General features: G+C 54.9%; 13 protein-coding genes. 10 read left to right on the top strand and 3 right to left on the bottom strand.

The window, feature by feature from the left end; all coding sequences use genetic code 11:
- Positions 1–25: 25 nt before the first annotated feature.
- Positions 26–850: a protein bax gene (locus IB212_RS00840; RefSeq protein ID WP_045630274.1), complete on the bottom strand. Its 825-nt coding sequence runs from the start codon at positions 848–850 to the stop codon at positions 26–28.
- A 315-nt stretch (positions 851–1,165) separates the two neighbouring features.
- Between IB212_RS00840 and IB212_RS00835 the strand changes: the two genes are divergently transcribed.
- Together IB212_RS00835 and avtA are read left to right on the top strand one after the other, a co-directional pair.
- Positions 1,166–3,196 carry an alpha-amylase gene (locus IB212_RS00835; RefSeq protein WP_188245819.1) on the top strand — a complete coding sequence of 677 codons (2,031 nt, stop codon included), beginning with the start codon at positions 1,166–1,168 and terminating at the stop codon, positions 3,194–3,196.
- A gap of 202 nt (positions 3,197–3,398) precedes the next feature.
- Positions 3,399–4,655 carry a valine--pyruvate transaminase gene (avtA, locus tag IB212_RS00830; RefSeq protein ID WP_047363353.1) on the top strand — a complete coding sequence of 419 codons (1,257 nt, stop codon included), beginning with the start codon at positions 3,399–3,401 and terminating at the stop codon, positions 4,653–4,655.
- A gap of 4 nt (positions 4,656–4,659) precedes the next feature.
- Here avtA and yiaJ read toward each other — a convergent pair whose 3' ends face one another.
- Entirely contained in the window at positions 4,660–5,478 is an 819-nt protein-coding gene (gene yiaJ, locus IB212_RS00825; RefSeq protein WP_188245820.1) for an IclR family transcriptional regulator YiaJ, read from the bottom strand.
- Positions 5,479–5,702: 224 nt separating this feature from the next.
- Here yiaJ and yiaK point away from each other — a divergent pair, with 224 nt between their 5' ends.
- The 8 genes from yiaK (at position 5,703) to araD (ending at position 13,278) form a co-directional block, all read left to right on the top strand.
- A complete protein-coding gene (yiaK, locus tag IB212_RS00820) occupies positions 5,703–6,701 on the top strand; it encodes a 3-dehydro-L-gulonate 2-dehydrogenase (RefSeq protein WP_041911626.1) in 999 nt (332 codons plus the stop codon).
- Positions 6,702–6,711: 10 nt separating this feature from the next.
- Positions 6,712–7,179, top strand: a complete 468-nt coding sequence (locus tag IB212_RS00815) for a YhcH/YjgK/YiaL family protein (protein WP_041911627.1) — start codon at positions 6,712–6,714, stop codon at positions 7,177–7,179.
- Positions 7,180–7,205: 26 nt separating this feature from the next.
- Positions 7,206–8,132 (top strand): DUF4862 family protein, encoded by a 927-nt coding sequence (locus IB212_RS00810; protein ID WP_188245821.1) that lies wholly within the window; start codon positions 7,206–7,208, stop codon positions 8,130–8,132.
- A 42-nt stretch (positions 8,133–8,174) separates the two neighbouring features.
- Complete coding sequence (locus IB212_RS00805; RefSeq protein ID WP_041911629.1) at positions 8,175–9,494, top strand: MFS transporter; 1,320 nt, start codon at positions 8,175–8,177, stop codon at positions 9,492–9,494.
- Positions 9,495–9,570: 76 nt separating this feature from the next.
- Positions 9,571–11,076: an FGGY-family carbohydrate kinase gene (locus IB212_RS00800; RefSeq protein ID WP_188245822.1), complete on the top strand. Its 1,506-nt coding sequence runs from the start codon at positions 9,571–9,573 to the stop codon at positions 11,074–11,076.
- Positions 11,073–11,726, top strand: coding sequence for a 3-keto-L-gulonate-6-phosphate decarboxylase UlaD (ulaD, locus tag IB212_RS00795; protein ID WP_063437280.1), 654 nt, complete (start codon positions 11,073–11,075; stop codon positions 11,724–11,726). The genes IB212_RS00800 and ulaD overlap by 4 nt, the downstream gene beginning before the upstream one ends.
- Positions 11,727–11,728: 2 nt before the next feature.
- On the top strand, positions 11,729–12,589 hold the full coding sequence (locus tag IB212_RS00790; protein ID WP_060572011.1) for an L-ribulose-5-phosphate 3-epimerase: 861 nt from the start codon (positions 11,729–11,731) through the stop codon (positions 12,587–12,589).
- On the top strand, positions 12,583–13,278 hold the full coding sequence (gene araD / locus IB212_RS00785) for an L-ribulose-5-phosphate 4-epimerase (RefSeq protein ID WP_041911632.1): 696 nt from the start codon (positions 12,583–12,585) through the stop codon (positions 13,276–13,278). The genes IB212_RS00790 and araD overlap by 7 nt, the downstream gene beginning before the upstream one ends.
- On the opposite strand, the gene IB212_RS00780 is transcribed toward araD, so the two are convergent.
- Entirely contained in the window at positions 13,279–14,097 is an 819-nt protein-coding gene (locus tag IB212_RS00780) for an AraC family transcriptional regulator (protein ID WP_188245823.1), read from the bottom strand.
- Between the last annotated feature and the right edge of the window lie 44 nt (positions 14,098–14,141).

Below are 14,141 nucleotides of genomic sequence, written 5' to 3'. Positions count from 1 at the left end.
TTCCAGTGGAAGGCGTTTTTTGAGATTACATATGGGCGGCAATTAAGCGCTGGTTATCCTGGTACATAGCGAACAGATAGTTGTTATAGCTATTTCCCTTCGTCGAATACCCTTTTAGCTTGTGAATCATTGCGCTGGCCGTTACTTCCTGATCCGCTTTACGCAACTGAGCGCGTGATTTACGGAACGATGAGTAGGCCGGGTGCGTATTAAGATTCACCGCGTAAGCATTCACGGAATCTTTTACTGATTCAAACTGAGAATAGCCCTTCACTTTGCCGGGCGCATTATTACAACGCCCTTTCGCACATTTCATGCCGAACAGGTTGTTGTTATTACGCGCAAGCTTAGACGTTCCCCAGCCGCTTTCGGCTGCTGCCATGGTCGCTACCATGCTGCCTGGGATAATGTCCACACGCTCAAGGAGAGCATTCCACGGTACGCGACGCGTGTTACCGTTCCAGCTCAGTTTGTAGCGCTTCGTGATGTCTTTCAGACGCGCGCGTTCAGACGGCGACCAGCGGCTATCGTACTGTTTTGAAATTAACCAGTTACGATCCGCCGTAATCGCGGCATTTTGACTTGTTATATAAGGCATTACCGTCCGGAGAAACGCTTTTTTTCTTGGTGTTCCGGAAGGGTATTTTCGCAAATCAGGAAGTGAACTACTCTTTGCACTATTGCGAGAATACTCTTGTTTACTGCTAACCTTACTACTTGTCGTCTTTATTACGTGGGCTTTCTTACTCGTTGTATCCGTGTGCGTCTTCGCAAGCACCCCACCCGAAAATGTCGTGGTGAGTAACATGAGTATCGCGGCCCCATATCGTCGAATGGGAGTCGATATCATTAGGTCTCCTGGTCGGATGTAATCATCCCAACACCTTATTTTTTTCACAAATTTGAGAGCGGAATCTCAAATCATATCAAAAATAGACTTCAAGAGCACGTATAGAAATAGTCCAAATCCGAAACTATGTCACCTGAAACTTGCTCATAAAAAACATCATTCCTGAAAAAATGTGTGCGATATCGCAGATAACTGTCTCATTTCGCGCGGGATCACTCATCCTCACAGATCCTCCCGACAGAAAGCGATGGGGGATGAGTTTTTAACCACAACCTGATGGCACACTGGTCAAAAATGCCGCGACAGGAAAATGGAATGAAACGCACCGCATTAGCTTTTCTGATGTTACCCGCTCTGGCACATGCCGACTGGTCATCGCCGGGGTTTAACACATTTCGCGCCGAAGGCACCGGTGTTTTCACCAGCCAGGCAAAGCTTACGAAGGGTACGCGTCCTCTGACGCTGGGTTTTGACAAGACGTGCTGGCAGCCTTCGGAGGCGATAAAACTCAATGAGATGCTGTCGCTCAAGCCCTGCGACGGGTCTCCGCCGCAGTGGCGCCTTTTCCGCGACGGTGAATACCAGATGCGGATTGATACCCGATCCGGCACGCCAACTCTGCTGCTTACAATTCAGAGCACCGCAGAACAGCCGGTTGCAAGCGTTATCCGCCAGTGCCCGAAGTGGGACGGTAAACCGCTGACGCTGGACGTCAGCCATACCTTCCCGGAAGGCACCGTGGTGCGTGATTTCTACAGCAAACAGACCGCGACGGTGCAGAACGGAAACATAACCCTGCAGCCAGCCGCCAGCAGTGGTGGCCTGCTGCTGCTTGAGCGCGCCGAAACCGACAAACCAGCGCCGTTTAGCTGGCAGAACGCCACCGTCTATTTTGTGCTAACCGACCGCTTTGTGAATGGCGACCCGGGCAACGACAACAGCTACGGTCGTCACAAAGACGGCATGCAGGAGATTGGCACCTTCCACGGTGGCGATCTCAAAGGGCTCGCCAGCAGGCTCGACTATTTACAGCAGCTGGGGGTGAACGCGCTCTGGATAAGTTCCCCGCTTGAGCAGATTCACGGCTGGGTAGGCGGTGGCACCAAAGGGGACTTCCCACACTATGCCTATCACGGCTACTACACCCAGGACTGGACGAAGCTCGATGCCAACATGGGCACCGAGGATGATCTGCGCCATCTTGTTGATGAAGCGCACAGGCGCGGCATTCGCATCCTGTTCGATATCGTCATGAACCACGCGGGCTACGCGACGCTTGCGGACATGCAGGAGTACCAGTTTGGCGCGCTGTATCTGCAGGGTGATGAGCTGAAAAAGACCCTGGGCGACCGCTGGACGGACTGGAAGCCGGGCGCGGGCCAAAGCTGGCATAGCTTCAACGATTACATCAACTTTAGCGACAAAGCCGCATGGGAAAAATGGTGGGGCAAGAAATGGATCCGCACCGACATTGGTGATTACGACAACCCCGGCTTCGACGATTTAACCATGTCGCTGGCGTTCCTACCGGATCTGAAAACGGAATCCACCGTCCCTTCCGGATTACCCAACTTTTATCAGCACAAGCCCGATACCCACGCGAAAGCCATCCCGGGATATACCCCGCGCGACTATCTCACCCACTGGCTCAGCCAGTGGGTGCGCGACTACGGCATTGACGGTTTCCGGGTGGATACCGCGAAGCACGTCGAGCTTGCGGCTTGGCAACAGTTAAAGGACCAGGCTAGTCAGGCGCTGGCCGCGTGGAAAGGGGCCAACCCGGCCAAAAAGCTCGATAACGCACCGTTCTGGATGACCGGCGAGTCCTGGGGTCACGGAGTGATGCAAAGCGACTATTACCGCCACGGTTTCGACGCGATGATCAACTTTGATTATCAGGAGCAGGCGGCAAAAGCGGTGGATTGCCTGGCCGATATGGATCTCACCTGGCAGCAGATGGCGGAAAAGCTGCAAAGCTTCAACGTGCTGAGCTATCTCTCCTCCCATGACACACGCCTGTTCCTCGAAGGAGGCCAGCGCGCTGCGGAGCTGCTCCTGCTGGCACCGGGCAGCGTACAAATCTATTACGGTGATGAATCCGAGCGTCCGTTTGGCCCGACGGGGTCTGACCCGCTGCAGGGTACCCGCTCGGATATGAACTGGCAGGACGTGACGGGCAAGCAGGCCTTAACCGTCGCCCACTGGCAAACGCTGGGCCAGTTCCGCGCCCGCCATCCGGCGATCGGTGAAGGCAAGCAAACCACGCTGTCGCTGAAAGAGGGGTACGGCTTCGTACGCGAGCACAAGGACGATAAGGTGATGGTGGTATGGGCGGGTAATCAATAATTATACCCCCCCTCACCCTGGCCCTCTCCCCGCATGGGGAGTGAGCCGGGGGTGAGGGGTGAAACCCACCAGAACTATTCACTACACAAATCCCTCTCGGCCATACAAAACAACAAATCCGACCACATCTCCCGATTTGCACCAGCACAGTGCTAGCGTTATGGTTACCCACTTTCAAAATAAGCTCGATAGAACACCTGCTATGACGTTTTCACTTTTTGGCGACAAATTCACCCGCCATTCAGGCATTACTCGCCTGATGGAGGACCTCAACGACGGGCTGCGCACACCGGGCGCCATCATGCTCGGCGGCGGAAACCCGGCGCAAATTCCGGAGATGACAACCTATTTCCAGACGCTGCTCGCGCAGATGCTGGAAAACGGCAAAGCGACCGATGCGCTCTGCAATTACGACGGTCCGCAGGGTAAAACCGAGCTACTGACTCTCCTTGCCAAAATGCTGCGTGAAGAGCTGGGCTGGGATATCGAACCACAGAATATTGCACTAACAAACGGCAGCCAGAGCGCGTTTTTCTACTTGTTTAACCTCTTCGCAGGGCGTCGTGCCGACGGCACCACCAAAAAGGTGCTGTTCCCGCTGGCACCGGAGTATATCGGCTATGCTGATTCCGGCCTGGAAGAGGATCTGTTCGTCTCCACGCGCCCGAACATCGAGCTGCTGCCGGAAGGCCAGTTCAAATATCACGTCGATTTTGAACACCTGCATATTGGTGAAGAGACGGGGATGATCTGCGTATCGCGCCCGACGAACCCAACGGGCAACGTGATTACCGACGACGAACTGATGAAGCTGGATGTCCTGGCGAACCAGCACGGCATCCCGCTGGTGATCGACAATGCCTACGGCGTGCCGTTCCCGGGCATTATCTTCAGCGAAGCTCGTCCGCTGTGGAACCCGAACATTGTCCTGTGCATGAGCCTCTCCAAGCTGGGTCTGCCGGGCAGCCGCTGCGGCATCATCATCGCCAACGAGAAAATCATCACCGCCATTACCAATATGAACGGCATTATCAGCCTTTCACCAGGCGGTATCGGCCCGGCGATGATGTGCGAAATGATCAAGCGCAACGACCTGCTGCGTCTGTCTAATGAAGTCATCAAACCGTTCTATTACCAGCGCGTTCAGGAGACGATTGCGACGCTTCGCCGCTACTTACCGGAAGAACGCTGCCTGATCCACAAACCAGAAGGAGCGATTTTCCTGTGGCTGTGGTTTAAGGATTTGCCGATCACTACAGAACTGCTCTATCAGCGACTGAAAAAGCGTGGCGTGCTGATGGTGCCGGGCGATTACTTCTTCCCGGGTCTGGATAAGCCGTGGCCGCACACGCACCAGTGCATGCGCATGAACTACGTGCCCGATCCGGCAAAAATCGAAGCGGGCGTCAAAATTCTCGCCGAAGAAATTGAAAAAGCGTGGCACGAAGGCAGCCAGTAACACGCTACCCCTCACGCACGTTAAAACCCAGCTCTTTTGATATCGCCTCTGCCGTTTCGCGCAGAGGCTTGAGCAGGTTTTTCTCGCCAACCTGCTTCATGCGGGACGTCGACAGCGAAATGGAGATCGCATACGGCACGCGACCATGAATATCAAACACCGGCACGGCGATACAGGAGACACCCAGCTCGTTCTCTTCTTTATCCATTGCCATGCTGCGATCGCGAATTTCCGCCAGCTCATCGTACATAGCACTCAGTTCAGTGATGGTATTGCGCGTCAGCGGTTGAATCTGTTCCTGATGGCTTTGCCAGTAGCTGGCCACGTAATCCTGATGACCAAAGGCCATATAGATCTTGCCCATTGCAGAACAATAGAGCGGCATATGCTGGCCAATGTAAGCACGCGTACGCAGCATGCCGGTTGTCGGCTCGAGCTTATAAATTAGGATCGCGTGGTCATCTTCCCGACTGGAAAAGTTCACCGTTTCGCCAGTGGCAATATTCAGCGCCTCAAGATGCGGGGCCGCCACGTGAATAATGTTGAGCGATGAAAGCGCCTTTTGCCCGACAGCAATGAATTTAGTGGTCAAACGATAGCTGCCCGCCGCTGGCGCCGGTGTAACGTACCCGCACGACTGCAGTCCCTGGAGTAACCGGTGGACGGTGCTCTTATTCAAACCTGCCAGTTCCGATAAATGCGCAAGCGGACACCCGTTCGGGTAGTTGCTGAGGATCTCAATCAGCATCAGGCCGCGAAACAGGCTCTGGCTGCCCGCTGGCCTCTCTTTTTCCTGCGTTATTTCGCTCTCTTTAATGCTCATCAAATCGCTCCTTTTTATCGCGCTCCTGATGGTAGCGCAAAGTGTGGTTTAGTTCACGATCTCAACAGAAAAAACACAACCAGTTGATTTTAATGCTTTTTGAAAAACGTGAATGTCGTTGATCTGATAAAAATTGATCGCTATATTTGAAATCAGATTTCGCATAGTGAAATTTAACGCTAAAAAAGCGTTCGCACTTGCCCCTAAAAAACAGGAGAACAGGGATGAAAGTGACCTTCGAAGAGTTGAAAGCGGCGTTCAATCGGGTTCTGCTCGATCGCGGCATAAAAGTGGAGACTGCCGATGCCTGCGCAGAGATGTTTGCCCGCACCACCGAGTCCGGTGTCTACTCGCATGGCGTAAACCGCTTCCCGCGTTTTATTCAGCAACTGGATGCGGGTGACATCATCCCTGATGCCCAGCCACAACGGGTGACCTCATTGGGTGCTATCGAACAGTGGGATGCCCGACGCTCCATCGGCAACCTGACGGCGAAAAAGATGATGGATCGCGCCACCGAACTGGCATCCGACCACGGTATCGGCCTGGTGGCGCTGCGTAACGCCAACCACTGGATGCGCGGCGGCAGTTACGGCTGGCAGGCGGCTGAGAAAGGTTACATTGGAATTTGCTGGACCAACTCAATTGCAGTAATGCCTGCGTGGGGATCAAAAGAATGCTGCATCGGCACAAACCCACTGATCGTCGCCATCCCGTCGAATCCCATCACCATGGTCGACATGTCGATGTCGATGTTCTCCTACGGCATGCTGGAAGTGAACCGCCTGGCCGGGCGCGAGTTGCCTGTAGATGGCGGCTTTGACGACGAGGGCAATCTCACCCGGGAGCCTGGCGTGATTGAGAAAAACCGCCGTATTCTGCCGATGGGCTACTGGAAAGGTTCAGGCTTATCCATCGTGCTCGACATGATCGCTACCCTGCTCTCTAACGGCTCTTCCGTCGCAGAAGTGACCCAGGACAACAGCGACGAATATGGCGTATCGCAGATCTTTATCGCTATTGAAGTGGATCGCCTGATCGACGGGCCAACCCGCGATGCCAAACTGCAACGCATCATGGACTTCATCACTACCGCCGAACGCGCTGATGAGAATGTTGCCGTTCGTTTGCCGGGACATGAATTCACGCGTCTGCAGGAAGAGAACCGTCGCAACGGCATAACCATTGACGACAGCGTATGGGCGAAAATCCAGTCTCTGTAGGGAGGGGATGATGATATTCGGACATATTTCGCAGCCCAATCCGTGTCGCCTGCCGCTGGCGATTGAAAAAGCGCTTCATTTTCTGCGCACCACGGATTTCACTACCCTGGAGCCAGGCGTGGTGGAAATTGAAGGCCGCACTATTTTTGCCCAGGTGCTCGACCTCACCACAAAGGATCAACACGAAAACCGTCCTGAAGTGCACCGCCGCTATCTGGATATTCAGTTTCTGGCCTGGGGTGAAGAGAAAATCGGTATCGCTATTGATACCGGCAATAACAAAATAAGCGAATCATTACTGGAACAGCGAGATATTATTTTTTATCACGACAGCGAAAATGAGTCGTTTATAGAAATGGTACCTGGCAGTTATGCCATATTTTTCCCGCAGGATGTTCATCGTCCTGCCTGTATTAAAAACAAGGAAACGGTAATTCGTAAAATTGTGGTGAAAGTGGCAATCAGCGAATTATTGTAATTTTCTGACGAATACAGGAACGCGAAATGACCAACACCGGTTTTATTATTGGTGCGTACCCCTGCGCACCCTCGTTTCACCAGAAAGGGGAACAAGAAGAACAATCCTTCTGGCGGGAACTTTCCGACACACCGTACATACGCGGGCTGGAACAACCTTGCCTGGAAAACCTTCATCCTTTCGGTGACGAGTGGCTGTTCCGTCATACGCCGGACGAGTGGCAAATCGTGGTCACGGCGGTGATGGAAACCATGCGCCGTCGTGGCACGAACGGCGCATTTGGTCTGGCATCAGCAGACGAAGAACAACGTAAAGCATGCGTTGAATTTTACCGGCATCTGCACCAGAAAATTGACGCTGTAAATGTGCGTTTTCCGGGAAAAGTCATAGCCCTGGAGATGCAGGCGGCGCCGCAGGCCGGGAATGCATCCGTCGAACAGGCCACCGAGGCATTCTCCCGCTCAATCCGCGAAATTGTGAGCTGGAACTGGTCCTGCGATCTGGTGCTGGAACACTGCGATGCCATGACCGGACCTGCACCGCGTAAAGGGTTTTTACCCTTAGAACAGGTGCTGAAGGTGGTAAACGGAACCGACATCAGCGTCTGCATCAACTGGGCACGGTCGGCCATTGAAGGCCGTAATTCCACCGTTCCGCTTGAACACGTTCAGGCCGCATGTAAAGCCGGAAAATTGGGCGCGCTGATGTTCTCTGGCACCACCACACGCGGCGAATATGGCGAGTGGCAGGATCTGCACGCGCCGTTTTCTTCGTTCTGTGCCGACAGTTTAATGACGACTGAACAGGCTACATCACTCTTTACTGCGGCGAGCGCCGCAACATTGAAATTCTCCGGTATTAAATTACTGGAAATAAATGCTAATGCTGATGTCAGCCATCGCATCGCCATTTTGCGTGACGGCATTAGCGCTATGAATAAAGCGACACAATAAAAATAAAAACATATTCCGATTACATTCACAGAGACATTAACTATGAATATTTCAACGAATGCTCTACATGCGGATATTCCGCGCCAGCGCTGGCTAAGAATCATTCCACCTATTCTTATCGCCTGCATTATTTCTTACATGGACCGCGTAAATATCGCCTTTGCGATGCCCGGAGGTATGGATGAAGAACTGGGTATTTCCGCCACCATGGCAGGCCTGGCAGGCGGGATCTTCTTTATCGGCTATCTGTTCCTGCAGGTTCCGGGCGGCAAGATTGCTGTTCATGGTAGCGGCAAGAAGTTTATCGGTTGGTCCCTGGTCGCCTGGGCAGTCATCTCAGTCCTGACCGGTATTGTCACCAACCAGTATCAGTTGCTGGTGCTGCGCTTCTTACTCGGCGTGGCGGAAGGCGGGATGCTGCCCGTTGTGCTAACGATGATAAGCAACTGGTTCCCGGATGCCGAACGTGGCCGCGCCAACGCGATTGTGATCATGTTCGTGCCGATTGCCGGGATCATCACCGCGCCACTTTCTGGCTGGATTATCACCGCGCTCGACTGGCGCTGGCTTTTTATCATTGAAGGTTTGATGTCCATAGTGGTGCTGGTGCTGTGGGCGTTCACCGTTTACGACCGTCCGCAGGAAGCCCGCTGGATCTCAGAGGCCGAGAAAAACTATCTGGTGCAAACGCTGGCCGCTGAACAGCAGGCCATCGCCGGAAAAGAGGTGAAAAATGCCTCATTGAGCGCCGTGCTTTCCGATAAAACCATGTGGCAATTAATCGCCCTGAACTTCTTCTACCAGACCGGGATTTACGGTTATACCCTTTGGCTGCCCACCATCCTGAAAGAGCTGACGCACACCAGCATCGGCCAGGTCGGGGTGCTCGCCATTCTGCCTTACATCGGTGCCATTGCGGGGATGTTCCTGTTCTCTACGCTTTCTGACCGCACCGGCAAGCGCAAGCTGTTTGTCTCCCTGCCGCTGATTGGCTTCGCACTTTGCATGTTCCTCTCCGTGGCGCTGAAGGCAAACACCTGGCTGGCCTATGCCGCGTTGGTCGGCTGTGGATTCTTCCTGCAGTCCGCCGCTGGGGTGTTCTGGACGATTCCTGCACGTCTGTTTAGCGCCGAAATGGCAGGCGGTGCGCGCGGTGTGATCAATGCGCTTGGTAACCTCGGCGGATTCTGCGGCCCTTATGCGGTAGGCGTACTGATAACGCTGTACAGCAAAGACGCGGGAGTTTACTGCCTGGCGATTTCTCTGGCACTGGCTGCGCTGCTGGCCCTGCTGTTACCAGCGAAATGTGATGCCGGAGCAGAACCCAATCCCACGGTGAATCCGCATAAACGTGCGGCCTGATGCCCTCACCCAACCCACTAAACCGAACCGTAGGCCGGGTAAGCGAAGCGCCACCCGGCGAATAAGTGAGATGAAGATGAGTGAAAAAGAGCCCTTCTGGCTGGGTATCGATTGTGGCGGTACTTATCTGAAAGCCGGGTTATACAACCGCCAGGGAAAGGAAATGTGTATCGAACGTCGCTCAGTGGCCACGCTCAGCCCACGCGCAGGCTATGCGGAGCGGGATATGCACCAGCTCTGGCAGCACTGCCACGCTACAGTCGCCACGCTGCTCAAACGTTCAGGCGTAGACGGAGAGCAGATCAAAGGCGTCGGCATTTCTGCTCAGGGCAAAGGACTGTTTCTACTCGATAAGCAGGATCGGCCCCTGGGCAACGCCATGCTCTCTTCTGACCGGCGGGCGCTGGAGATTGTGCAACGCTGGCAGCAGGACGGCATTCCAGAAAAACTCTATCCGCATACGCGCCAGACGCTGTGGACCGGGCATCCGGCCTCGCTTCTGCGCTGGGTAAAAGAGAATGAGCCTCAGCGCTTCGAGAAAATTGGCTGCGTGATGATGGCGCACGATTATCTTCGCTGGTGCCTCACCGGCACCAAAGCCTGCGAAGAGAGCAACATTTCGGAGTCCAATCTCTACAATATGAATACCGGCCAGTACGATCCACAGCTCACACGCTGGCTCGGTATCAGCGAAATTGACGGCGCCCTGCCGCCGATTGTCGGTTCAGCAGAAATTTGCGGGGAAATCACCGCTCAGGCAGCCGCCCTGACCGGTCTCGCGGCGGGTACGCCCGTCGTTGGTGGACTGTTTGACGTGGTTTCCACCGCGATCTGCGCCGGGCTACACGACGAACACACGTTGAATGCCGTAATGGGCACCTGGGCCGTCACCAGCGGGATTGCGCATGGCATCCGCGACAGCGAGCCGTTCCCCTACGTCTATGGCCGCTACGTTCATCCGCAACAGTACATCGTTCACGAAGCCAGCCCGACTTCCTCCGGCAATCTTGAGTGGCTCACCGCGCAGTGGGGCGATATGTCATTCGATGAAATCAACCATGCCGTCGCCGGTCTGCCAAAAGCCGGAAGCGATCTGATTTTCCTGCCCTTCCTCTACGGCAGCAACGCGGGTCTGGAGATGACCAGCGGTTTCTACGGCATGCAGGCGCTACACGCCCGCGCGCACCTGCTGCAGGCGGTTTACGAAGGCGTGGTATTCAGCCACATGACCCATCTTAACCGCATGCTTGAGCGCTTTACCGAGGTGAAGGCACTGCGCGTCACGGGTGGCCCGGCCCATTCGGACGTGTGGATGCAGATGCTTGCGGACGTCAGCGGTCTGACAATTCAATTACCCCAGGTAGAAGAGACTGGCTGTTCCGGTGCCGCACTGGCCGCACTGGTCGGTACAGGCATCTATCCAGATTTCCACACGGCGCAACGCGCCCTTAAACATGACATCCGGGTGATTGAACCCGACATGGACGCCCATGCGGCCTATCAACGCAAATATCACCGCTATCAGTTACTGATTTCAGCATTACAGGGCTATCACGCCCAGGTTAAGGAGCACGACCTATGAGCCGACCATTACTGCAGCTGGCGCTCGATCACACCTCACTTCAGGCCGCGCAGCGCGATGTTGCCCTGCTTGTGGATCACGTCGATATCGTCGAAGCCGGTACCCTTTTATGTCTGACCGAAGGACTAAGCGCCGTCCGCGCGCTGCGCAAACAGTGCCCGGAGAAAATTATCGTGGCGGACTGGAAAGTGGCCGATGCCGGGGAGACGCTGGCAGAACAGGCGTTTGGCGCGGGCGCGAACTGGATGACCATTATCTGCGCCGCTCCGCTGGCCACCGTTGAGCGAGGCCACGAGGTGGCACTGCGCTGCGGGGGAGAAATCCAGATAGAGCTCTTTGGTAACTGGACGCTGGACGACGCGCGCGCATGGCAACGTATCGGCGTAAAACAGGCGATATACCACCGGGGAAGAGACGCGCAGGCCAGCGGTCAGCAGTGGGGCGAGGCGGATCTCGCCAGAATGAAAGCCCTCTCAGATATCGGTTTACAGCTTTCGATTACCGGCGGCATCACGCCTGCCGATCTCCCCCTGTTTAAGCAAATCAACGTCAAAGCGTTTATCGCCGGGCGCGCGCTGGCGGGCGCGGATAATCCGCCACAGGTGGCACAGGCATTCCATTCGCAAATCCGCGATATCTGGGGAGCGTAACCATGCGTCAGCATCCGTTAGGTATTTATGAAAAAGCGCTGCCGAAAGATCTCTCCTGGCCGGAACGCCTGGTCCTGGCGAAGAGCTGCGGATTCGATTTCGTTGAGATGTCGGTTGATGAAACCGACGAGCGTTTATCGCGCCTTGAGTGGAGTACCACGCAGCGCGCCTCTCTGGTTGAAGCGATGCTGGAAACCGGGGTGTCTATCCCTTCTATGTGCTTGTCTGCCCACCGTCGCTTCCCGTTCGGCAGCCGCGACGAAACGGTGCGCCAGCGCGCCCGTGAGATCATGACCAAAGCCATCAGGCTGGCACGCGACTTAGGTATTCGCACCATTCAGCTTGCGGGTTATGACGTCTATTACGAAGAGCACGATGAAGGTACTCAACAACGTTTTGCCGAAGGACTGGCATGGGCCGTCGAGCAGGCCGCCGCCGCACAGGTGATGCTGGCGGTCGAGATCATGGATACCGCATTTATGAATTCCATCAGCAAGTGGAAAAAGTGGGACAGCATGCTCGCCTCGCCGTGGTTCAGCGTTTACCCGGACGTTGGCAACCTGAGCGCGTGGGGTAACGACGTTACCGCCGAACTGACGCTGGGCATTGACCGCATTGCGGCTATTCACCTGAAAGATACCCAACCCGTTACCGCGCAAAGCCCCGGACAGTTCCGCGATGTATCGTTTGGCGATGGCTGCGTCGATTTTGTCGGCGTGTTTAACACGTTGAATAAGCTGAACTATCGCGGCGCGTTTCTGATTGAAATGTGGACCGAAAAAGCCAAAGAGCCGGTGCTGGAGATTATCCAGGCACGCCGCTGGATTGAAGCCCGTATGCAGGAAGGAGGCATGACATGTTAGAACAACTCAAAACCGAGGTACTGGCGGCAAACCTGGCGCTGCCAGCCCACCAGCTGGTGACCTTTACCTGGGGCAACGTCAGCGCAATAGATCGCGAAAGCGGCATGATGGTCATCAAGCCGTCCGGCGTGGAGTACGACGTGATGACGGCAGAGGATATGGTGGTGGTGAACATTGCCACCGGCCTGGTGGTCGAAGGCAGTAAAAAACCCTCCTCTGACACACCAACCCATCTGGCACTGTATCGCCGTTATCCGGAGATTGGCGGCATCGTACATACCCATTCCCGCCACGCCACCATCTGGTCGCAGGCGGGACAGGATTTACCCGCCTGGGGCACGACGCACGCAGACTATTTCTACGGAGCGATCCCCTGCACGCGGCTGATGACCACGGCAGAAATTGCCGGGGAATACGAATACCAGACGGGCGAAGTGATCATTAAAACCTTCGAGGAGCGCGATCTCAGCCCAATGCAGGTCCCGGCGGTACTGGTTCACTCCCACGGCCCGTTCGCCTGGGGCAAAGACGCTGCCGATGCGGTCCACAATGCCGTCGTGCTGGAAGAGTGCGCCTATATGGGCCTGTTCTCACGCCAGCTCGCACCACAGTTACCGGCTATGCAGCAGGCGCTGCTGGACAAGCATTATCTGCGCAAGCACGGGGCGAACGCCTATTACGGGCAGTAATCAACCGGAATTAATATGCTCCTTACAGTACCGCCGTTTCCAGACGGCGGGGGTTAACCCGGTATGCTTCGAGAATATCTGCCGGAAATATCCCACGTCGTTAAAGCCGCAGCGCGCTGCGACCTCGGTTAATGACGCAGCGTCGTTGAGCAGGAGTTTTTCCGCCGCCCTGACGCGCTGGCGATGTATCGCCTCCGTCAGGGTTAAATGGAAAGTCCGGCGAAAGACGCGCCCGAGATAATCTGCATTACAGTGCAACGCTTTTGCCAGCTGCGAGGTGGATATCGGTAAATGAAACTGCGTGCGAATAAGCTGTTTTGCCTTCCATGCCATCGCCGCGCCGGCCTGATCTGCGCTGTCTTCATATCCTGAAGAGTTCGACACCTGCTGTAAAATCAATAATAAAATCATCTCCAGCGCCAGGCTACGCCGTAATTTCTCCTGCTCGCTGAGGAATTGACGAAAGAGCGCAATCACATATTCCGCATCCCTTACGCGGCAGTGTTGTTCTATTGCCAGAGGAGCAGCGTTGGGTAACGTTGGATCTTGCGGCTCCACCTCAAAATGCAGCCAGTAAAAGCGCAGGTCCGCCGGGAAATGCTCCACGCCCACATGCCGACGCTGCGGCCAGAGCAACAAACTCTCTCCCGCATTGACATCAAAAACATGATTTTCTTCCTGGATCGTTAAAGTCCCTTTTTCGACAAAAATAATCTCCCACGATGTTAATTTTCGCGCAGGGTGCCGGCCCACTCCGCGGGAGATAAATAGCCCGCCGTTTTGAACCTTAACCGGAAGCGCTATGGATAATTCGAGCATGGATATTCACCATTCCGCTTTTATTGTCGTTAATATTCGACTTA

Origin of the sequence: Enterobacter sp. E12 (assembly GCF_014596715.2) — a bacterium.
In the GTDB taxonomy this organism is placed as follows: domain Bacteria; phylum Pseudomonadota; class Gammaproteobacteria; order Enterobacterales; family Enterobacteriaceae; genus Enterobacter; species Enterobacter bugandensis.
This window is presented reverse-complemented; position numbering and strand designations above follow the sequence as displayed.